This is a genomic window from Sphingomonas sp. LH128 (assembly GCF_000293195.2).
In the GTDB taxonomy this organism is placed as follows: Bacteria; Pseudomonadota; Alphaproteobacteria; order Sphingomonadales; family Sphingomonadaceae; genus Novosphingobium; species Novosphingobium resinovorum_A.
On the sequence record NZ_ALVC01000089.1, the window covers coordinates 1 to 19,125 of the forward strand.

Annotated in this window: 22 protein-coding genes, 1 tRNA gene and 1 pseudogene; 11 read left to right on the forward strand and 13 right to left on the reverse strand. The window is 64.4% G+C overall.

Annotated features, from left to right (window positions below; all coding sequences use genetic code 11):
• Positions 1 to 197 precede the first annotated feature (197 nt).
• From LH128_RS07850 to LH128_RS07880, 7 genes are all read right to left on the reverse strand, one after another.
• Entirely contained in the window at positions 198 to 563 is a 366-nt protein-coding gene (locus LH128_RS07850; protein ID WP_008829079.1) for a type II toxin-antitoxin system VapC family toxin, read from the reverse strand.
• The gene (locus LH128_RS07855; protein WP_008829080.1) at positions 547 to 849 is read right to left on the reverse strand and encodes a hypothetical protein; all 303 of its coding nucleotides are present in this window, start codon (positions 847 to 849) and stop codon (positions 547 to 549) included. Before LH128_RS07855 ends, LH128_RS07850 begins: the two co-directional genes overlap by 17 nt.
• A gap of 65 nt (positions 850 to 914) precedes the next feature.
• Entirely contained in the window at positions 915 to 1,430 is a 516-nt protein-coding gene (gene rimM / locus LH128_RS07860) for a ribosome maturation factor RimM (RefSeq protein ID WP_008829081.1), read from the reverse strand.
• 3 nt (positions 1,431 to 1,433) lie between these two features.
• Entirely contained in the window at positions 1,434 to 1,859 is a 426-nt protein-coding gene (gene rpsP / locus LH128_RS07865) for a 30S ribosomal protein S16 (protein WP_008829082.1), read from the reverse strand.
• A 37-nt stretch (positions 1,860 to 1,896) separates the two neighbouring features.
• Positions 1,897 to 3,351 (reverse strand): signal recognition particle protein, encoded by a 1,455-nt coding sequence (gene ffh / locus LH128_RS07870; RefSeq protein ID WP_008829083.1) that lies wholly within the window; start codon positions 3,349 to 3,351, stop codon positions 1,897 to 1,899.
• A 161-nt stretch (positions 3,352 to 3,512) separates the two neighbouring features.
• Positions 3,513 to 3,588: transfer RNA gene (locus LH128_RS07875), tRNA-Ala, on the reverse strand.
• Between the two features lie 390 nt (positions 3,589 to 3,978).
• The gene (locus LH128_RS07880; RefSeq protein WP_008829084.1) at positions 3,979 to 4,302 is read right to left on the reverse strand and encodes a TIGR02300 family protein; all 324 of its coding nucleotides are present in this window, start codon (positions 4,300 to 4,302) and stop codon (positions 3,979 to 3,981) included.
• A gap of 221 nt (positions 4,303 to 4,523) precedes the next feature.
• Here LH128_RS07880 and aroA point away from each other — a divergent pair, with 221 nt between their 5' ends.
• Together aroA and LH128_RS07890 are read left to right on the forward strand one after the other, a co-directional pair.
• Positions 4,524 to 5,840: a 3-phosphoshikimate 1-carboxyvinyltransferase gene (gene aroA / locus LH128_RS07885; protein WP_037518460.1), complete on the forward strand. Its 1,317-nt coding sequence runs from the start codon at positions 4,524 to 4,526 to the stop codon at positions 5,838 to 5,840.
• Positions 5,837 to 6,463 carry a (d)CMP kinase gene (locus tag LH128_RS07890; protein WP_008829086.1) on the forward strand — a complete coding sequence of 209 codons (627 nt, stop codon included), beginning with the start codon at positions 5,837 to 5,839 and terminating at the stop codon, positions 6,461 to 6,463. Before aroA ends, LH128_RS07890 begins: the two co-directional genes overlap by 4 nt.
• On the opposite strand, the gene LH128_RS07895 is transcribed toward LH128_RS07890, so the two are convergent.
• The gene (locus LH128_RS07895; protein WP_008829087.1) at positions 6,451 to 6,954 is read right to left on the reverse strand and encodes an Mpo1 family 2-hydroxy fatty acid dioxygenase; all 504 of its coding nucleotides are present in this window, start codon (positions 6,952 to 6,954) and stop codon (positions 6,451 to 6,453) included. The two genes, LH128_RS07890 and LH128_RS07895, sit on opposite strands and share 13 nt — an antisense overlap.
• A gap of 217 nt (positions 6,955 to 7,171) precedes the next feature.
• Here LH128_RS07895 and LH128_RS07900 point away from each other — a divergent pair, with 217 nt between their 5' ends.
• The 7 genes and pseudogenes from LH128_RS07900 to LH128_RS07925 all read left to right on the forward strand — a co-directional run bounded on the left by LH128_RS07900 (position 7,172) and on the right by LH128_RS07925 (position 12,462).
• Positions 7,172 to 8,176 (forward strand): beta-1,6-N-acetylglucosaminyltransferase, encoded by a 1,005-nt coding sequence (locus LH128_RS07900; RefSeq protein WP_327195108.1) that lies wholly within the window; start codon positions 7,172 to 7,174, stop codon positions 8,174 to 8,176.
• Positions 8,177 to 8,213: 37 nt separating this feature from the next.
• Positions 8,214 to 8,342 carry a hypothetical protein gene (locus LH128_RS34435; protein WP_256434545.1) on the forward strand — a complete coding sequence of 43 codons (129 nt, stop codon included), beginning with the start codon at positions 8,214 to 8,216 and terminating at the stop codon, positions 8,340 to 8,342.
• Between the two features lie 12 nt (positions 8,343 to 8,354).
• Entirely contained in the window at positions 8,355 to 8,609 is a 255-nt protein-coding gene (locus LH128_RS07905) for a hypothetical protein (protein ID WP_008829089.1), read from the forward strand.
• Between the two features lie 257 nt (positions 8,610 to 8,866).
• Entirely contained in the window at positions 8,867 to 10,579 is a 1,713-nt protein-coding gene (gene rpsA, locus LH128_RS07910) for a 30S ribosomal protein S1 (RefSeq protein WP_008829090.1), read from the forward strand.
• Positions 10,580 to 10,711: 132 nt separating this feature from the next.
• Positions 10,712 to 11,113: a VOC family protein gene (locus tag LH128_RS07915; protein WP_008829091.1), complete on the forward strand. Its 402-nt coding sequence runs from the start codon at positions 10,712 to 10,714 to the stop codon at positions 11,111 to 11,113.
• Between the two features lie 46 nt (positions 11,114 to 11,159).
• On the forward strand, positions 11,160 to 11,921 hold the full coding sequence (gene gloB, locus LH128_RS07920; RefSeq protein ID WP_008829092.1) for a hydroxyacylglutathione hydrolase: 762 nt from the start codon (positions 11,160 to 11,162) through the stop codon (positions 11,919 to 11,921).
• 143 nt (positions 11,922 to 12,064) lie between these two features.
• Positions 12,065 to 12,462 (forward strand): annotated as a pseudogene (locus tag LH128_RS07925) (nucleoside 2-deoxyribosyltransferase domain-containing protein).
• Positions 12,463 to 12,466: 4 nt separating this feature from the next.
• Here LH128_RS07925 and LH128_RS07930 read toward each other — a convergent pair.
• Positions 12,467 to 12,655 carry a hypothetical protein gene (locus tag LH128_RS07930; protein ID WP_008829093.1) on the reverse strand — a complete coding sequence of 63 codons (189 nt, stop codon included), beginning with the start codon at positions 12,653 to 12,655 and terminating at the stop codon, positions 12,467 to 12,469.
• 143 nt (positions 12,656 to 12,798) lie between these two features.
• Between LH128_RS07930 and LH128_RS07935 the strand changes: the two genes are divergently transcribed.
• A complete protein-coding gene (locus LH128_RS07935; RefSeq protein WP_008829094.1) occupies positions 12,799 to 13,488 on the forward strand; it encodes a DUF2490 domain-containing protein in 690 nt (229 codons plus the stop codon).
• Positions 13,489 to 13,619: 131 nt separating this feature from the next.
• On the opposite strand, the gene LH128_RS07940 is transcribed toward LH128_RS07935, so the two are convergent.
• Complete coding sequence (locus tag LH128_RS07940) at positions 13,620 to 14,885, reverse strand: amidohydrolase family protein (RefSeq protein WP_008829095.1); 1,266 nt, start codon at positions 14,883 to 14,885, stop codon at positions 13,620 to 13,622.
• A 191-nt stretch (positions 14,886 to 15,076) separates the two neighbouring features.
• On the opposite strand from LH128_RS07940, the gene LH128_RS07945 reads away from it, so the two are divergent.
• Positions 15,077 to 16,357 (forward strand): cytochrome P450, encoded by a 1,281-nt coding sequence (locus LH128_RS07945; RefSeq protein ID WP_008829096.1) that lies wholly within the window; start codon positions 15,077 to 15,079, stop codon positions 16,355 to 16,357.
• A gap of 134 nt (positions 16,358 to 16,491) precedes the next feature.
• On the opposite strand, the gene LH128_RS07950 is transcribed toward LH128_RS07945, so the two are convergent.
• The 3 genes from LH128_RS07950 to LH128_RS07960 are packed head-to-tail and all read right to left on the reverse strand — an operon-like array spanning position 16,492 to position 19,116.
• Positions 16,492 to 17,232 (reverse strand): peptidase, encoded by a 741-nt coding sequence (locus LH128_RS07950; protein WP_008829097.1) that lies wholly within the window; start codon positions 17,230 to 17,232, stop codon positions 16,492 to 16,494.
• Positions 17,233 to 17,292: 60 nt separating this feature from the next.
• A complete protein-coding gene (locus LH128_RS07955) occupies positions 17,293 to 18,156 on the reverse strand; it encodes a transglutaminase family protein (RefSeq protein ID WP_008829098.1) in 864 nt (287 codons plus the stop codon).
• Positions 18,157 to 18,168: 12 nt separating this feature from the next.
• Positions 18,169 to 19,116: an alpha-E domain-containing protein gene (locus LH128_RS07960; RefSeq protein ID WP_008829099.1), complete on the reverse strand. Its 948-nt coding sequence runs from the start codon at positions 19,114 to 19,116 to the stop codon at positions 18,169 to 18,171.
• Between the last annotated feature and the right edge of the window lie 9 nt (positions 19,117 to 19,125).

The window sequence follows — 19,125 nt, forward strand, 5'->3', positions numbered from 1 at the left end:
AGGGCGATGCATCCGATTAGCGCCGTCCGGTACTTTCTGGCGGGCAAGAACCCTACAAGCACCGCTAGACCGAAGACGGTCGCAATGAACATGTATGGAGGGCTTTCGAACATTCCACGATGGTATCGTGGCGATCGAATGTCCGCAACGGGGCGGAAGCAGTCGCCAGACTTCTCTCCCGACCGCGCCGCCCGGCATTATCTCGTCCAGTTCTCCACCTTCAACCCGGCCACGTCCGCGAAGTCGGCTTCGTTGTTCGTGACGACGATCGCAGCGATGCTCAGCGCGTGTGCGGCCAGCAGGCGATCGAAACGGGCGCGCCTGAACGGCAACCGAGCATATTCGCGCGCGGCCATTTCATCGAACGGCATCAGCGGCACGGCTTCGAGAAATGCCTCGAGGACTCCTGGCGGCGGCGGCTCCTGCAGTTGCACGCCCAATGCGATCTCGGCGAAACTGATGGTCGATATGACCACATCACCCGGTTCGCAATCGGCCAGCCGGGCATTGACCGGACTTGCCTGATCCACCATCGCGTAGATCGAGCTATCGGCGTCGATCATATAGCGCGTCACTCGCCGCTCTCAGCCTTCTCGCGGGCAGCGATAGTGCTCGGCCGTTCCTCGAATTCGCGCAGTTCCGGTGGCAGCGCTTGAGCCAGGGCGCCTTGCCCGCGAAGCCACTGACGTCGATCTTGCGCCTTGGCTGCTCCTTGGCATGCAGGCGCAAGTCACCGTCGACCCATTCGGCGATCCATTCGCGGTCCGGCTCGATACCCAGACCAGCGGGCATCCGAATCGCGACCGAATTGCCCGACTTGAAGCTTCTGGTGGTGTATACCTTGCCCATGACGCGCTCCGGCAATGTATATATACACTGTATATACATCGCCGGACAGCACGCGACAAGGCGAGCTATTCTTCCGCGAAGGCCGCGTTGAGGACGATACGCTCGTCGTTCCATTCGGGCACGGCGGCGGGCGTCATCGGCACCATGAAGCGGCGGCGCTTGCCGTCCTCGCTCACCGGCCGTTCGATCTCCAGCACGTCGCCCGCGCCGAAGTTCTCGACCGCCACGCACATACCCAGCGCCTCGCCCTCTTCCGACACGGCAGGCAGGCCGAGGAAGTCCGCGTGGTAATACTCACCCTCCGCCAGCGCCGGCATCGCCGAGCGCGGGACAGTGAGCACGGTGCCGCGCAGCTTTTCCGCCGCGTTGCGGTCCTTCACCTCGTCGAATCGGGCGATCGCGCCGCCCTTGCCGTCGTCCTTCAGCTTCACGACAGTGAGGCTGGAATCGTTGAAGGCGCGGTAGCGCTTGAGCGCAGCCACGCCTTCACCGAACAGCTTGAGGCGAACCTCCCCCATCACGCCATGCGCGCCGGAAACGGCGGCAAGCGTGACGGGGCGATCCTTACCGGGCTGTACCAAGACTTACGCCTCGGTCGATTCCTCGGTGGCTGCTTCGGGAGCAGCTTCCTCGGCCGGAGCAGCGGCTGCAGCGGCAGCGGCTTCTTCAGCTTCGCGCAGCTTGGTGGCGCGGTCTTCAGCGCGCTCCTTGGCCTTCTTGCCGGGCTCTGCCTGCTTCGGGTTGTTGGTAGCGGCGCGCTCCTTCACACCGGCCTTGTCGAGCAGGCGGGCAACGCGGTCGGTCGGCTGGGCGCCAACGCCGAGCCAGTAACGCACGCGGTCCTCGACCAGACGCACGCGGTTCTCGTCGTCCTTGGCGAGGATCGGGTTGTAGGTGCCGACCTGCTCCAGGTACTTGCCGTCGCGCGGCGCGGTCGCGTTGGCGACGACGATCTTGTAGTACGGGCGCTTCTTGGCACCACCACGCGAAAGACGGATCGAAACGGACATGAGACTTACCTTTCTATAATTCTGGGAATATTTGAGATTATCGTTTCAGGAATTTGCTGAGATCGGCCCCGCCGCCACCAAGCCCGGGGAAGCCCCCGGCCGAGGGACCGAGACCGGCACCGCCAAGGCCCGGCATCGCGGCATCGAGGCCGCCCTTGCCGAACATCGCGGCCAGCCCCTTGAGGCCGCCCATCTTCTTGATCTGCTTCATGGCCTTGGACATCTCCAGGTGCATCTTGAGCAGCTTGTTGACGTCCTGGACCTGGGTGCCCGAGCCGTTGGCGACGCGGATCTTGCGCTTGGCGTTGAGCAGTGCAGGATTGCCGCGCTCCTTCGGCGTCATCGAGCCGATGATCGCGTCCATGCGCAGGAGGACGCGGTCGTCCATGCCCGACTGCTGCATCGCCGCCTTGGCCTTCTTCATGCCCGGCATCATGCCCGCCAGCGCGCCGAGGCCGCCCATGTTCTGCATCTGCTTGAGCTGCATGCGCAGGTCGTTCATGTCGAACTTGCCCTGCTCCATGCGCTTGGCGAGCGCTTCTGCATCCTCGATCTTGACCGCTTCGGCGGCCTTCTCGACCATGGAGACGATGTCGCCCATGCCGAGGATGCGGTTGGCGACGCGGCTGGGGTGGAAGACCTCCAGCGCATCCATCTTCTCGCCGGTGCCTGCGAACTTGATCGGCTTGCCGGTGACGGCACGCATCGACAGCGCCGCACCGCCGCGCGCATCGCCGTCCATGCGGGTCAGCACGACGCCGGTGAGGTCCACCTGCCCCGCGAACGACTGCGCGACGTTGACCGCGTCCTGACCCGTCAGCGAGTCGACCACCAGAAGCGTTTCACGCGGGGTCGAGATGGCGGCGACCGCCTTCATCTCGTCCATCAGCTGCTGGTCGACGTGGAGACGGCCCGCGGTGTCGAGCAGCAGCACGTCCACGGCCTGCAGGCGCGCGGCCTGCATGGCGCGCGTCGCGATCTCGGTGGGCTGCTGGCCGGCGATGATCGGCAGCGTGGCGACGCTCACCTGCTCGCCCAGCACCTTGAGCTGTTCCTGCGCCGCCGGACGGTTCACGTCGAGCGAGGCCATCATCACCTTCTTGCCCTGCTTCTCCTTGAGAAGCTTGGCGATCTTGGCGGTGCTGGTGGTCTTGCCCGAGCCCTGGAGGCCGACCATCATGATGACGATCGGCGGCACGGCCTCAAGGTCAAGGCCGGGGGTCTCTTCGCCGCCCAGCGTCTCGATCAGCGCGTCGTTGACGATCTTGACGACCTGCTGGCCCGGCGTGACCGAGCGCAGGACGTTCTGACCGACGGCCTTTTCCGTGACGGTATCGATGAAGCGGCGCACGACCGGCAGCGCGACGTCGGCCTCGAGAAGCGCGATGCGCACTTCGCGCATGGCATCGAGAACGTCCTGCTCCTTGAGCGCACCACGGCCGCGCAGCTTGTCGAAGACGCCACCAAGGCGATCTGACAGACTGTCGAACATAGGCCGTTCACTCCTTCAAATCCGGCGCGAAACACGCCAAAAACGCCGGTGGGCGAAACCTCGCTGACCGGCGGATGCATGAGCTGATAGCAAAAAACGCCAGTGGACGAAACCTCGTCAACCAGCGTGTCGCAATCATGCGAAACTTCAATGTAGCGAAATGGTGGAGCCTAGCGGGATCGAACCGCTGACCTCCTGCATGCCATGCAGGCGCTCTCCCAGCTGAGCTAAGGCCCCAATCATTTCAGCAAGTTAGCCCTGGGAGGACCAACCCGTTTCCCTTGTTTTCGGCGTTTCAAAGAAGCGCTTCCGCTTGGGAGGCCGCCATCTACGGGCGGCCCGAAAACTTGGCAAGAGGAAAATTTGCGTGATGTCGATTTTTTTCGGCAGCGAGTTTTGAAGCCCGGCTCGCCGTTCAAAACCACACCTGCGCTCCTGCTCACCCGTCATCCCCGCGAAGGCGGGTGGCCCAACTGATGCGGGTTCACCAGGAGCCGTCGGGAGATGGGTTCCCGCCTTCGCGGGAATGACTGGGGGAGCGAAAGCGCAGCAGCGTGCGCCACCGAACAAGCACCCCAAAATCAGCCGGGGCCGGTTCGCTATAAAGCGGACCGGCCCCGTGTCAGATCAGTTGTCGTGGTCTTCGTCGTCGCCGCCGGCACCGATGCCGAGATCGTCGTCACCGCCGAGGTCCACATCGTTGTCCGGCGAATCGCCGTCGTCATCGATGTCGAGATCCTCTTCGGCCAGATCCTCGTCCTCGGTCTCGACGACTTCCTTCTTCTTCTGGATTTCCTCGTAGGGAATCGGCTGCTTGGACTTGAGCACCGGCTCGGGGGTCCATTCGTTGCCGCATTCGATGCAGGTGACCGGGTCATCCTTGCCCAGGTCGTAGAAGCGGGTGCCGCATTTCGGGCAGCCATGCTTGGCGCCCCATTCAGCCTTGGCCATGGAAAGTCCTCGTCTGGCCCGTTCCGGATGGCGCGGGCGAAGTAAATTGCGTGTCTTGATGGGAAAGCCTGCGCACTTAATCAAGTCTCGCGAGATTAGGCGCGCAAGGCCGCATCAGGGCGCGCGCCTTGCCATAGCGGACAGGCGCTGTCAAAAGCCGCCCCGTTTTTGCAGCATTCCAGCCTCGAAAGTCCAACCCCGTGAGCCACGACACCCTGAACATGCGCCCCCGCCGCTTCCTGCCGACCGGGCCGCTCAAAGGGCGAATCCGGGTTCCGGGCGACAAGTCGATCAGCCATCGCTCGATCATGCTGGGCGCGCTGGCGGTGGGCGAGACGAAGGTGACCGGCCTGCTCGAAGGCGAGGACGTGCTTTCCACCGCCGCAGCCATGCGCGCGATGGGCGCCGCCGTGACGCGCACCGGGGAAGGCGCCTGGACCGTCAACGGTGTCGGCGTGGGTGCGCTCCTCCAGCCCGAAGCGCCGCTCGACATGGGCAATTCGGGCACGTCAACGCGCCTCCTGATGGGCCTCGTCGCCAGCCACCCGATCACCGCGACCTTCATCGGCGACGGCTCGCTCTCCAAGCGCCCGATGGGCCGCGTCATCGATCCGCTTTCCGAGATGGGCGCCAGCTTCGAGGCATCGGAAGGCGGCCGCCTGCCCCTTATCCTTAAAGGTGCCAGCCCGGCGGTGCCGATCCGCTACCGCCTGCCGATGGCCTCGGCGCAAGTGAAGAGCGCGATCCTGCTGGCCGGCCTCAACACGCCCGGCATCACCACCGTCATCGAGCCGGTGCCCACCCGCGACCACTCCGAGCGGATGCTGCGCGGATTCGGCGCCGATCTCACCGTCGAGACCGATGCCAACGGCGCGCGCGTCATCTCGATCCGGGGCGAGGCCGAACTCAAACCCCAGACCATCGAGGTTCCGGGCGATCCTTCTTCCGCCGCCTTCTTCATTGTCGCCGCTCTCGTGATCCCAGGCAGCGAAGTGCTGATCGAGAACGTCGGCCTCAACCCCACCCGCGCCGGGATCGTCGAAGTGTTGCGCCAGATGGGCGGGTCCATCGAGGAAGTGAATCCGCGCGAGGTCGGCGGCGAACCGGTCGCCGATTTGCTGGTCAGGCACTCCGCGCTCAAGGGCATCGATGTCGATCCCGCGATCGTGCCCGCCATGGTCGACGAGTTCCCCGTCCTGTTCGTCGCCGCCGCGCTGGCCGAGGGCGTCACCACCACCACGGGCCTCGAGGAACTGCGCGTCAAGGAATCGGACCGCATCTCCGTCATGGCGACCGCCCTCGCCGCCGCTGGCGCCACGGTGCGCGAGACCGAGGACGGCCTGATCATCACCGGCACCGGCGGCGAGCCGCTGGTCGGCACCAACGGCACCATCGCCACGCACCTCGACCACCGCATCGCCATGTCGATGGCGGTCGCCGGCCTTGCCAGCCGCGCAGGCGTCGAAGTGGACGACGTGCGCCCGATCGCCACCAGCTTCCCCGTATTCGAAACCATGCTGGAGGGCCTGACCGCATGATCATCGCCGTCGACGGACCGACCGCCTCGGGCAAAGGCACGATCGCCAAAGCGCTGGCGGCGCACTTCCACCTGCCGCATCTCGACACCGGGCTGCTCTACCGTGCGGTGGGCCGCCAGTGCGATCTGAGCAGCGGCAATCCGGACGATCCGGCCGACGCGCTGGCCGCCTGCACGTTCGCGCCCGAACTGCTGGCCGACCCGGAACTGCGCTCCGAAGCGACCGGCGGCCTCGCCAGCCGCGTCTCGATCCATCCGGCTGTGCGCCAGGCCCTGTTCGAACGGCAGCGCAGCTTCGCCACCCAGCCCGGCGGTGCGGTGCTCGACGGGCGCGACATCGGCACCGTCATCGCGCCGGAGGCCCAGGCCAAACTCTTCGTCGTCGCCTCGGTCGAGGCCCGCGCCCAGCGGCGCTTCCTCGAGATGCAGGCGCATGGCCGCGACGCTTCGCTGGAAGATATCGCCGCCGACCTCGCCGCCCGCGACGCCCGCGACAAGGGCCGCAAGGACGCCCCGCTGGCCGCCGCCGCCGATGCGCTGCTGATCGACACCTCCACCCTCAAGCGCGAGGAAGCGATCGCCGCCGCCATCGCCGCCGTGGACGCGCTCGTTCAGTCGGCCTGAGAGAGCCGCCTTTCGATTGCCCCGCGCAGTTCGAGCCGCCTGCCGAAGTGGAACACCGCCTCGGCCAGCACGAACAGCGGGCCGATCAGCAGACCGCGCACGTCGTCGAGGAAAGCGGGCTTGCGCCCCTCCCACTTGTGGCCGAGCAGCTGGAACAGCCAGCCCACCACGAACAGGCTTAACGCCCAGCCCAGCCACGTCGCGGTATCCTGCTCGGCCAGCTTGCCGCCGATCACCTTGCCCACCGCAAGCACCGCCGCCATGCCGCAGGCCAGCCTGCGGTCCAGCGTGAAGTAGAAGCAGCACACCGCGACGATGGCGAAGTCGACGGCTGCAAGGCCGATGCCGGCGATCTCGATCCGGGGCCGCGCCAGCAGCACCTCGACCGCCAGCACGATCATCGGAATGCCGATCATGTGCGTCATGACGTTGCGCCGGTCGCGGTGATACGCCGCATATTGCGCCAGATGGCACACGAGCCGTTCGGACATCTCTTTTCTCCCGAACGACATGATAGCGGCATGAAAAAATTCAGCCAGCGATGTTGGCGGCCCCATTGCGCGAGAAACGGAATTTCCCGCCCTGCCCGCGAGCGCCACTCCTGATCGAGCGAAACTACCGTCTTCGGGAAACCTTGTAATATCTCCAGCGAATAGCCATGTATTCGCCACGCTGTTGCAATTTATTTCGTCGCAACCCTGTCCAGCGGTGTCTCTTCACGATCAAAAATACTTTTCGATCGGCTTTCCTGAGACAGGAAACGTTGCCGCCATTGCCTGGATTTTGACAGCCAGTCACGCGCGGCTCGAAATGGACAACCGCATGATTGCTTATTTCCTGCTCGTTCACCGCTATCCGGCGCAGTTCAAGCGGCTCTTCGAGGCTATCTATCAAGCAGGAAATCAATACGTCATCCATGTCGACAAAAGCTCAGGCGAGGCCCTTGCGAATGACATTGCGTCCTTTCTACAGCCCTATCAGGGGGTCACAATCCTCGACCCGCAGAATGCGCGGTGGGGCGGCTACAGCCTCGTCGATGCGGAATTGCGCGGAATGGCTCGTCTCCTCGAAATGGACGGTCGCTGGACGCATTACATAAACCTGTCCGGCCAGGACTTTCCTCTCAAGAGCCAGAACTACATCCGTCAATTCTTTGCGGCCAATCCGGGCAGGCAGTTCATCCGCGCGCTCGATCAGCGCAAGGAACGGCCCGACACCCTGAATCGCATCAGCCATCGGTTCACCGAAGAGCATGGCAAGCTGACGCCGGGAGCCGCCCGCCCCTACCCCGCGGGCAGCACCCCCTTCATCGGCACTCAGTGGAAGGCCGTGACCCGCGGCTTCTGCGAATATGCCTGCCATGATCGGCGAGCCGACCCGTTTAAAACATTCTATCGCAACAGTTTTATCGCGGACGAAGCCTTCTTCCAGACCGTGATGATGAACGGCGGCGACCACGGCATCGTCATGAACGACGATCTGCGGATGATAGACTGGGTCCCCGATGGCGACATCAAGCTGCGCCCGCGCAATTACGACGAACGCGACATCGACCGCTTGCAGGCAAGCCCAGACCTGTTCGCGCGCAAGTTCGACGCGGAGACCGACACCACGATTCTCTCGCTGCTCGAACGCCATCTGTGCTCGGAAGCGGCAAATATCTACCGTCCGGCGGCCGCATTTTCGAGCCTGCCGGACGTCGTCGCCGCCTGACGGCGCGCTCCATCGAACCAGCACAGGAAGAACGAACATGGCCAAGTCGCAGAAAAAATCGAACCGCGAAGTCCGCAAGCCCAAGGCGGCAAAGCCGAAGACCAACGCATCGAAGCCGACCGAAAAGCCGGGCGTGGTCGCCGGTCTTCAAAACATGAAGCGCTAAGGGAGCAACAAAATGCGCATGTCAGCAACTTTCTGCAGAGAGCAAGAAGCGCTGCAGCGCGCGAAAGCCCTCAGCGAGCCGCTCGAAAACCGCCGGGGTATCGCGATGGCTGCAGCGAAAGCCTGGGAGGCAGAAGCCATCTCGGCCGAAAAACGCGATGCCAAACTGACCCCGCTCGACAAGCTCGATACTGCCATCGTCCTGCAGTTCGCGCTCGAAGCCGACGAGGTCGGTGAAGGCCAGCACATAGGTCCCGGACACGTGTGACGCCGCCGCTTGCGCACCGTGGTCGTTGCGGGGCCGTCGATGTCACGGGAAATGCCAAATCCCTTGCATTTCCGCCCCCTCGCGCGTAATGGCCCCGGGTCCCGAAAGGCATCTGCCTCAGGGGCGCCGCGAACGGCATCCGGCCGCCGCGGCAGTTCGGCCCCTTTGGCCCGTTTTCCTGCATGGTGCAGGCAGCGGAGAAAAGACCGGCGGATACAACCGCCAGGCCGGAAAAATCGAACGAAGGAAATGTGTTGATGGCATCTGTTGCCAATCCGACCCGCGACGATTTCGCGAAGATGCTCGACGAGCAGCTCGGCGGCGTCGCTGACGACGGCTTCGAAGGCCGCGTCGTCAAGGGCACCGTCACCGCGATCGAGAACGACAAGGCCGTCATCGACGTGGGCCTCAAGAGCGAAGGCCGCGTGTCGCTGCGCGAGTTCGCTCGTGGCGAAGACGACCACGGCCTGAAGGTCGGTGACGAAGTCGAAGTTTACGTCGACCGCGTCGAGAACGCCGACGGCGAAGCAATGCTGTCGCGCGACCGTGCACGCCGCGAAGCCGCTTGGGACAAGCTGGAAAGCGAGTTCGGCGAAGGCAAGCGCGTCGAAGGCGTGATCTTCGGCCGCGTCAAGGGCGGCTTCACCGTCGACCTCGACGGCGCCGTTGCATTCCTCCCCGGCTCGCAGGTCGACATCCGCCCCGTGCGCGACGTCACCCCGCTGATGGATGTGCCGCAGCCCTTCCAGATCCTCAAGATGGACCGTCGCCGTGGCAACATCGTCGTGTCGCGCCGCGCCGTCCTCGAAGAGACCCGCGCCGAACAGCGCAGCGAGCTGATCGACAAGCTGAGCGAAGGCCAGGTCATCGACGGCGTCGTCAAGAACATCACCGACTACGGTGCGTTCGTTGACCTCGGCGGCATCGACGGCCTGCTCCATGTCACCGACATGAGCTACAAGCGCGTCAACCACCCGAGCGAAGTGATCGCCATCGGCGACACCGTGAAGGTGCAGATCATCCGCATCAACAGCGAAACCCAGCGCATCAGCCTCGGCATGAAGCAGCTGGAAAGCGATCCGTGGGAAGGCGCTGGCGTCAAGTACCCGGTCGGCGCGAAGCTGCAGGGCACGGTCACCAACATCACCGAATACGGCGCCTTCGTGGAGCTGGAAGCCGGGATCGAGGGCCTCGTCCACGTTTCGGAAATGTCCTGGACCAAGAAGAACGTCCACCCGGGCAAGATCGTCTCGACCTCGCAGGAAGTCGAAGTGGTCGTTCTCGAAGTCGATTCGGACAAGCGCCGCATCTCGCTCGGCCTGAAGCAGGCCCAGCAGAACCCCTGGGAAGCGTTCGCAGAGCGTCACCCGGTCGGCTCGCAGGTCGAAGGCGAAGTCAAGAACGCGACCGAATTCGGTCTGTTCATCGGCCTCGATGGCGACGTGGACGGCATGGTCCACATGTCGGACATCGCATGGGGCATCTCGGGCGAAGACGCGCTGGCTCTGCACCGCAAGGGCGAGCAGGTCTCGGCCGTGGTTCTCGACGTCGATGTCGAGAAGGAGCGCATCTCGCTCGGCATGAAGCAGCTTGAGCGTGGTGCTCCGGCTGCCGGCGGCACCGGTTCCTCGGCTGAGGGCAACCTGCGCCGTGGTCAGGTCGTCACCGTCACCGTTCTCGAAGTTCGCGACGGCGGCCTGGAAGTCCAGGCTGGCGACGATGGAGCCACCGGCTTCATCAAGCGTTCGGACCTCGGCCGCGACCGCGACGAGCAGCGCCCCGACCGCTTCCAGGTCGGCCAGAAGCTCGACGCCATGGTCACCGGTTTCGACCGTTCCAAGAAGCCGAACTTCTCGGTCAAGGCCCGCCAGCTGGCCGAAGAGAAGGAAGCAGTCGAGCAGTACGGTTCGTCGGACTCGGGCGCTTCGCTCGGCGACATCCTCGGCGAGGCCCTGAAGGCGCGTTCGTAAGAACGGTCTTCGGCTTCATCGAAGCTGAAACAGTGAAAGCCCGCCCGGAGCGATCCGGGCGGGCTTTTGCTTTTGGGGAACCGCGATGCCCCGCCCGCTTTGTTCCTGCGAGCCGGGCAAGGATCGAAAACCATGCAAGCCACTCCCTTCCTCATGTTCCAGGGCGATGCGCAGGAAGCGTTGATCCTGTGGAAGCGTGCGTTTCCCGATCACATCAAGGTTACGGAACTGGAGCGCCACTCCGGCGGCGAGGCGCATGGCAAGCTCTCCTCCGCGCGCTTCACGCTCGGCGGCACCGAGTGGCGGGTGTTCGACAGCCCGATCCCGCACGCCTTCACCTTCACCCCCGCGACCTCGATCTTCGTCGATTGCGAGGACGAGGCGCAGCTTCGCCACGCCGCGAAAGTCCTGGGCGAAGGCGGCAAGGTGATGATGCCGCTGGACGGCTACGAGTTCGCGGCTCTGTTCACGTGGCTCAGCGATGTGCACGGCGTCAGTTGGCAGCTCTCCCTGCCCTTTCCAGAGCCCGACTGAGGACCTACATCGCTCTCGCAAGGATAGCCCTCGCAAGGAGAGTGCCATGCTCGAAGTCCACCAGTTCCCCTGCCTGTCCGACAACTACGGCTACCTGCTGCACGATCCGGTGAGCCAGGAAACCGTCTGCATCGACACCCCTGACGCCGATGAATATCTGCGACAGGCGGGCCGGAAGGGCTGGCAGATCACCCAGATCTGGAACACCCACTGGCACCCGGATCACGCAGGCGGCAATGCCGCGATCAAGGCGGTCACCGGCTGCCGGGTAACCGCTCCGGCCGGGGACGCGGGCAAGATCGAGGCGGTCGATCGCACTGTCGGTCAGGGCGACATCGTCACCATCGGCGACCGGCAGGCTTTCGTGATCGACGTCGGCGGGCATACCAATGGCCACATCGCCTACCACTTGCCCGGATCATGCATCGCCTTCGTCGGCGACGCCCTGTTCGCGCTCGGCTGCGGCCGGATGTTCGAAGGCAACCCCGAGCAGTTCTGGGCGTCGCTCAAGCGCCTCAAGGCCCTGCCCGGCGAGACGATGATCTACTGCGCGCACGAATATACGGCGTCGAACGCCCGCTTCGCGCTCCATGCCGATCCCGACAACGCCGACCTCCAGGCCTACGCCGAGGAAATCACCCGCCGCCGCGACAAGGGCCTGCCGACGGTGCCGACCAAGCTGGAGCGGGAACTGCGTACCAATCCCTTCCTGCGCGCCGACGACCCCGCCCTCCAGAAGCGCTGGGAACATTCCGGCGACGCGGTGGCGACGTTCGCAGCGCTGCGCAGTGCGAAGGATTCGTTCTGACCGTGCTGAAAAGCGTCGCCGCCGCGCTCATGGCCCTGCCGCTCGCTTCCTCGCCTGCTCTCGCCGCCGAAGTCATCGTATCGCCCACGCCGCTACCGTCCTCGCATGACCGGCCGCGCGTATTCCTCGGCGGCAGCATCGAGATGGGCGTCGCGCGGGACTGGCAGGCGGACCTGATCGCCGCGCTCGCCGACCAGCCCGCGATCCTCCTCAACCCGCGCCGCCCGGACTGGGACCCTGCGTGGAAACCCGTGGCCGAAGAGCCGCATTTCCGCCAGCAGGTCGATGGGAGCTTTCCGCGCTCGACAGCGCGGACGTGATCGTCATGTACCTCGCACCCGGCACGCAGAGCCCGATCAGCCTGCTCGAACTGGGCCTTCACGGGCGCAGCGGCAGGATCGTGCTGCTGTGCCCCGACGGCTTCTGGCGCAAGGGTAACGTCGACATCACCGCCGAGCGTTACGGCATCACCCGGGTCGCGGCCTTCGAGGACCTCGTCTCCGAAGTCCGCGCCCGGTTGAAGCGCTGGAAAGCGGAATAGCCCTTCAGGTCTCCGGGAAGGAGAGTGTCTTGTTCAGCCGCTCGATCACTTCGTCGAGCGGCTCCACCACGGTGACCGAACGCCCTTCGCCGAAACGGATGCGGGTGCCTTCGGTCACCTGGGACACGAATGTCACCTGCGAGGCGTTGATGGCGGTCGCGGTGCGGTCTGCCCCGGTTAGCTTCACGAACATATGACACCTCTCCTGCTTATTATTGGACAGCCAGACTAGTGCGGGATCATCCTTCGCGAAAGAGGGCTTTGCGAGACTGTCGGCGATACAAGACCTGACGCCCCAGCAATGAATGCGACACGTTCCAGCCATATCGCCGCGCCATGATTTCGCGCCTCGCCCACCTCGCCCTGACCGCTGCCGCCGTGTTGACCTCCAGTTCCGTTCACGCGGAAACGACACAGGACGAGCAGGCCTGGATCAATCTCACGGCGATGGGACCGATTTCCGGCGACGTGGTCTATTTTGCCGAATTCCAGCCCCGCATCGGCGACGGCATCTCGCGCCTCGACGCCCTGCTGCTGCGCGGAGCGGTGGGGGTTAAGCTCTCGTCCTCGGCCACTCTGTACCAAGGCTACGCGCATATCGTGTCGCCCGTCGACGGCGGCCGCGACATCAACGAGGAGCGCAGCTTTCAGCAGTTGAACCTCGCCCTCGGCAAGCCTTTCGGCGGCGAGTTGTCCTCACGCACGCGGCTGGAGCAGCGCTGGCGCTCTGACGGCAGCGACGTGGGCTGGCGACTGCGTGAGATGATTCGCTATGAACATCCGCTCAAGTCGGGCAGCGATGCGGTGAATGCGTTGGTCTATGCCGAAGGTTTCGTGGCGCTCAACGACACCGACTGGGGCGCACGCAGCGGCTTCGACCAGCTGCGCAGCTTCGTCGGTGCGGAAGTGGGCCTTCCCGGCGCCTCGACGCTGGAACTGGGCTATCTGAATCAGACCATCGATCAGACCCGCGGACGCACGCGGATGAACCACGTGGCGTCCGTGACGCTGTTCTACCGGCACTAATATCCTCCCTGTCGCAAAGCGATGGGGAGGTGGCAGTCCGCAGGGCTGACGGAGGGGGTTCTCCCCTCCACCACCCGCTACGCGGGCGGTCCCCCTCCCCATTCCTTCGGAACGGGGAGGATTCTCCGGCGTCAGAACGGCAGGTTGTACAAACGCACCGCGTTGTCCTGCAGCACCTTCTTGCGGGTCGCGTGGTCATAGCCGCCCAACACGTCCTTCAGGTGCTCCTGCACGCCCGGATAGAGCGAAGTCGGGTGCGGGAAATCAGTCTCGAACATGACGTTGTCGACGCCGATGATCTCCAGCAGATACTTGGGCGCTATCTTCTCGAACCAGAAGGTGCAGAAGAAGTGATCGCGGAAGTAGTCCCAGGGCTGCTTCTTGAGCACATCGCGCTTGATCGGCAGCATTTCGCGGAACTGGTGCTCCAGCGCCTCGACCGCGAAGGGCACCCAGCCCGCGCCGCTTTCGATCAGGCCGATCTTGAGCTTGGGATGCCGGTCGAGGCGACCCGAGACCATCCAGTTACCCAGCGTCGCCGCGTTACCGATCGAGAACATCGTCGCCACCACCGACAGCGTCTGCTCGAACTGGAAGCCTTCCCAGGTCAGGGTGTTGGGATCGATCGCCGCGTTTAGGTGGAAGTTCAGCGGCATGCCGGTCGCCTCGCACATCTCGAGGAACGGCGTCCAGTATTCGTAATTGAAGCTGGGCACGCCGACGCGCTCAGGCGTGTCGGGCAGCACGAAGCCCTTGAGGCCGAGATCGTGGCAGCGCCTCGCCTCGGTTTCCAGAGCCTTCTGGTCCCAGAACGGCAGATGCGCCATGTTGAAGATGCGCTGGCCCGAGGTCTCCTGGAACTCGGCCGAGGCGTCGTTGTAGATCTGGATGACCTTGAGCGCGAGGTCGAGGTCACCCAGGCTCATCAGCGAACCAGCCTGCGTCACGCCGGAATTCTGGAAGCAGATCTGCGCATGGACGCCCATATCGTCCATCGCCTGCAGGCGCGCCTTGAGTTCATGGCCCCCGGGATGCGCCTGCTCCAGCTTCGGGAAGGCCAGGCGCCCGAGCAGCTTGTTGTTGTCGGCGCGAATGACGTTGCCGCCCAGCGTGCCGAAGTCGCGGTCGCCCACGAACCAGCGGTCGGTGCCGTTGACCCGCTCCACGCGGGGCATCTTGTCCTTCCAGCCCGCTGGCGCGCGGCTGGTGAAAAGGTCCGGCGCCTCGGTGATATGGGTATCGGTATCGACGATCTTAATACCTTCGAACATCGGGTCGAGGCCACCAGACTGCGAGGCATAATCGACCTCGCGGATCACGCCGCCTTCGCTATATCCATCCGCCGACCAGTACTTGCGCGCGTTCTGCGCCATCTCCTGGGTTTCAGACTCGGCCATCACTCAATCTCCCGAAAAACAATTGCCTCTCATTTCGCAACCGGGCCGGGTTCGCACAATCGCGCAGGGCAACGCCGGGACGATGACTGGCATTGCGAGGCGCGAGACGGCGGGATTGCGTCGCTTGTCTCGCTTGCGGCCCTCTTGTTGCGGAGCGGCCATCCCGGCATCTATTCATCCGGGAGACGAACATGCCACAATCGCGAACGCTTGACGACATCCGCGTGGACTACGAAGCGCCGGACAACGTACCGAAGGACCGCATCGTAGATCTTTCCTTCGCAAACGGCAGCGAGCCTAACGACCTCGTCGATCCCTACGAGCCCTTTGCGTGGCTCAACGGCGAGGATATTCCCCGGCTGCTCTACAATCCGCCGATGCGGCATGGCCTCGGCGCGATTTCGGGCAACCAGCGCGGCAACTGGGTGGTCTCGCACTATGCCGACATCGAGCGGGTCTATACCGACAACGACCACTTCTCGAACGCCGGGACGGCCGAGTTCCAGCGCCTGATCGGCGAGACCTTCAAGTCGATCCCTCTCGCCATCGACCCGCCGGACCACCAAAAGTACCGGCTCTATCTGATGCCGTATTTCAGCCCGGCGCGGATCACCCGCGACCTTGAACCGCGCATCCGCAAGGTCGTGACCGACATGATCGACGCCGTCGCCGACAAGGGCGAAGTGGACATGGCCTGGGACTTCGGCCGGGTCTATCCGGTGCGCATCTTCATGGGCCTGATGGGCTTTCCCGAAGAGATGTTCGAGCAGTTCCTCGATTGGGAGTGGGAAATCCTGCACTCGGGCGACCTTGCCAGGATGCAGGCGGCGCTGCGCGGAGTTCTCGATTTCCTGCGCGCTTTCATTGCCGAGAAGGAGCGTGCGCCGGACGACCATCTCGTCTCCGCGATCGCCCATGGCCGGATCGAGGGCCGACCCCCGACCGAGGACGAGAAGATCGGCATGGTCTGGTTCCTCTGGCTCGGCGGGCTGGACACCGTGGCCGCGACGATCGCGCAGATGTTCCGGCGCATGGCGCTCCAGCCGGAAATCCAGCGCACGATCCGCGAACGGCCCGAGCTTATCAACGGCGCGGTCGAGGAATTCCTGCGCACACAGCCGATCCTCTCGTCCACGCGGACGGCGACGAAGGACTTCGAATGGCACGGGGTTCAGGTGCGCAAGGGCGATTCGTTCCAGTGCCTGAACCCGGCGGGCAACTTTGATCCGGCGCGCTTCGACGATCCGCGCACGTTCGATCTGGAGCGCAAGGCCAACCGGCATTTCACCTTCGTCGGCGGAGTGCACATCTGCCTCGGCGCGCACCTTGCCCGGCGGGAACTGCGGGTGCTGCTTGAGGAATGGTTCCAGCGCATCCCCGAGTTCCGGGCGCAACCGGGTACGGACACGACGGTGTTCCCGGGGCTGCTCTCGATCCGTAACCTGCCGCTGGTGTGGGATGTAAAGACCTGAGGCCCACCCCTGCCCCCTCCCGTAAACGGGAGGGGAATGAGAGACCTGCACTTTGCCCTCCCGTTTACGGGAGGGCCGCGAGACTTGTGAGCGCAGCGAACTAGTCGCAGCGGGGTGGACCTAAACCGAAGCCCTCAACCCATCCGATAATCCGGCAACCCGTCCAGCGCATTGCGCAGCGCCTCGCTCCAACTGGTCGACACCGACTGGAAGTACGGGTCCGAAGCGTCGATCCGCCGCTCGTGCCGGGGGGTGAAGTTGTCCCGCTCGATCACCAGCAGGTCAAGTGGCAGGCCCACCGACAAGTTGGCCTTCAGCGTCGAATCGAACGACACCGTCATCAGCTTCACCGCGCTTTCGAAGCTCATGTCGCGGTCGTAGCCGCGGATCAGGATCGGGCGGCCGTACTTGGTCTCGCCGATCTGGAAGAACGGTGTGTCGAAGCTGGCCTCGATGAAGTTGCCCTCGGGGTAGATCAGGAACAGGCGCGGTTCCATGCCCTTGATCTGGCCCGCCACGATCATCGAGGCGCTGAAGGTTCCGGCAGCCGCCTTCTGGCCGTTGTCGGTCGCGCGTTCCTCGATGATGTCCTGCAGCAAGTTGCCCACGATCGAGGCGACCTTGAACATCGTCGGTGCCTCGAGCAGCGAATTGTGCCGCTCGGAAGGGGCCTTGGTGCGCTCTTCCAGCTGGCTGATGACCGCCTGCGTGGTGGCGAGGTTGCCCGCCGTCATGACCGAGATGATCCGCTCGCCGGGAATCTCCCAGTGGACCATCTTGCGGAAGGTCGAGATGTTGTCGACGCCCGAATTGGTGCGCGTGTCGCTCATCAGGACGAGCCCGCGATCCAGCATCATGCCGACACAATAAGTCATGGTACTACGTCAAACCCCGTGCAAACCCGTGCCGCCCGTACCCCACCGTGCGGTGAGGGTCTAGCTGCCTTGCGTCTGCTGCTGCCCGCCCTGTGCGGACTGCTGCTGCTGCATTCCTACCCGATTCTCATCTACCGATAGATGAACGTCGAGTCGGGTTTCTCCCGCCCCCATGGCGATGCCGGTGACCGGCGCGGCCTCCGAATAGTCGCACCCGGTGGCCACGCGGATGTAGCGCTCGTCCGGGCAGATTGCGTTGGAAACGTCGAAGCCCACCCAGCCGAGCCCGGGCACATGCGCCTCGGCCCAGCCGTGGCCGGCCTCCTGCTCGACACGGTCATCGATCCGAAGGTAACCGCCGACGTAACGCATCGGCACGTCGAGCATGCGTCCGGCTGCGATGAAGATATGCGCATGATCCTGGCACACGCCCTTCCCCGCCGCCAGCGCCTGTTCGGCAGTCGTTTGCGAATCGGTGGTGCCCGGCACGTACTCCACCTGCTCGCCGATCACGCTCGACAGGGTGTGGAGATAACCCAGGAGGTCCGAACGATCGGCCTCGATTCCGGCGAGGAGCTGCCGCACCTTGGGACCGGGCTTCGTCAGCTTCGTCGGCCGCAGGAAGCACCACAGCGGCATAAGCCCGAAGTTCTGGCCGACGACGCCGTTGTTGTCGACCGTCCGGACGGTGCCCTCGCAAGTCACCACCACCTCCGGCACGCCCGGCTCGATCGAGACGAGATCGACATGATTGTAATGCTGGTCCTCGTAGGACGCCTGAGTGGCCGCGCCCTCCAGCGTCATGCGCCAGTCGAGCACTTCCTGCCCGTGCGTCGACTTGGGCTTGAGACGCAGGCGCTGCAGCCCGTGAGTCACTTTACCGGCGAAGGCATAGCGCGTGGTGTGCTTGACGGTCAGGAGCACTCTTGTGCCCTCCTACTCGCTGAACCGATAATCGGCGGCGATAGCGCTGCTGATCTCGATGGTCTTGCCGATGAAATCCTGCAGGAATTCGTGCAGGCCGGTCTCGAAAATCTCCTCGATCGAGGTCTGATGCAGCCGGGCCCCCGCATCGCGCAGCAGTTCGTGCGCCGGAACCTCCACACCGTATTCCTTGGCGAGCCCCGCCATGTTGCTGCGGATCTTGTCATAGCAGAACACAAGGCTGCGCGGGAACTGCCCATCGAGGATCAGGAACTTCGCGATGCCGCGCGGGTCCATCGAACCGGCGTTGAGCCACGAATAGGCCCGGTTGCCTGCCACCGAGCGCAGCAGCGTGTCCCACTGCACGTTGTCGAGGCTGGAGCCCACCCACGCCGCCGAGGGCAGCAGGACGTAGTACTTCACATCGAGGATGCGCGCGGTGTTGTCCGCCCGCTCGATGAAAGTGCCGATGCGCGAGAAGTTGAACACCTCGTTGCGCAGCATCGTGCCCTCGAGCGCGCCGCGCACCAACGTCCCGGTGCGGCGGATCTCGCGCAGCACTTCACCCAGACTCGTCTCGCGGACCGGCCGCGCGAGCAGTTCGCGCAAGTTCATCCAGCCTTCGTTGGTGGTCTCCCACACCGCGTTGGTCAGGCTGGTGCGCACCACGCGCGCATTGGTCCGCGCGTTCTCGACCATCGCCAGTACCGAACCGGGATTGTCCTTTTCGCGCAGCAGAAAATTGAACACCTGTGGGCCGGTGAACTCGCTGTGGGCTTCACAATAGGCTTCAAGCTGGCCGGTCGTGGTGAGGACCGACTTCCACTCCTCGTCCTGCGACTGGCGACTGCCCCGCGTCAGCGCGAGGTGAAAGCCCACGTCGATCAGCCGTGCGGTATTCTCCGCGCGTTCGAGATAGCGGCTCATCCAGTAGACGCCGTTCGCGCCGCGGCCCAGCATCAGTTCTTG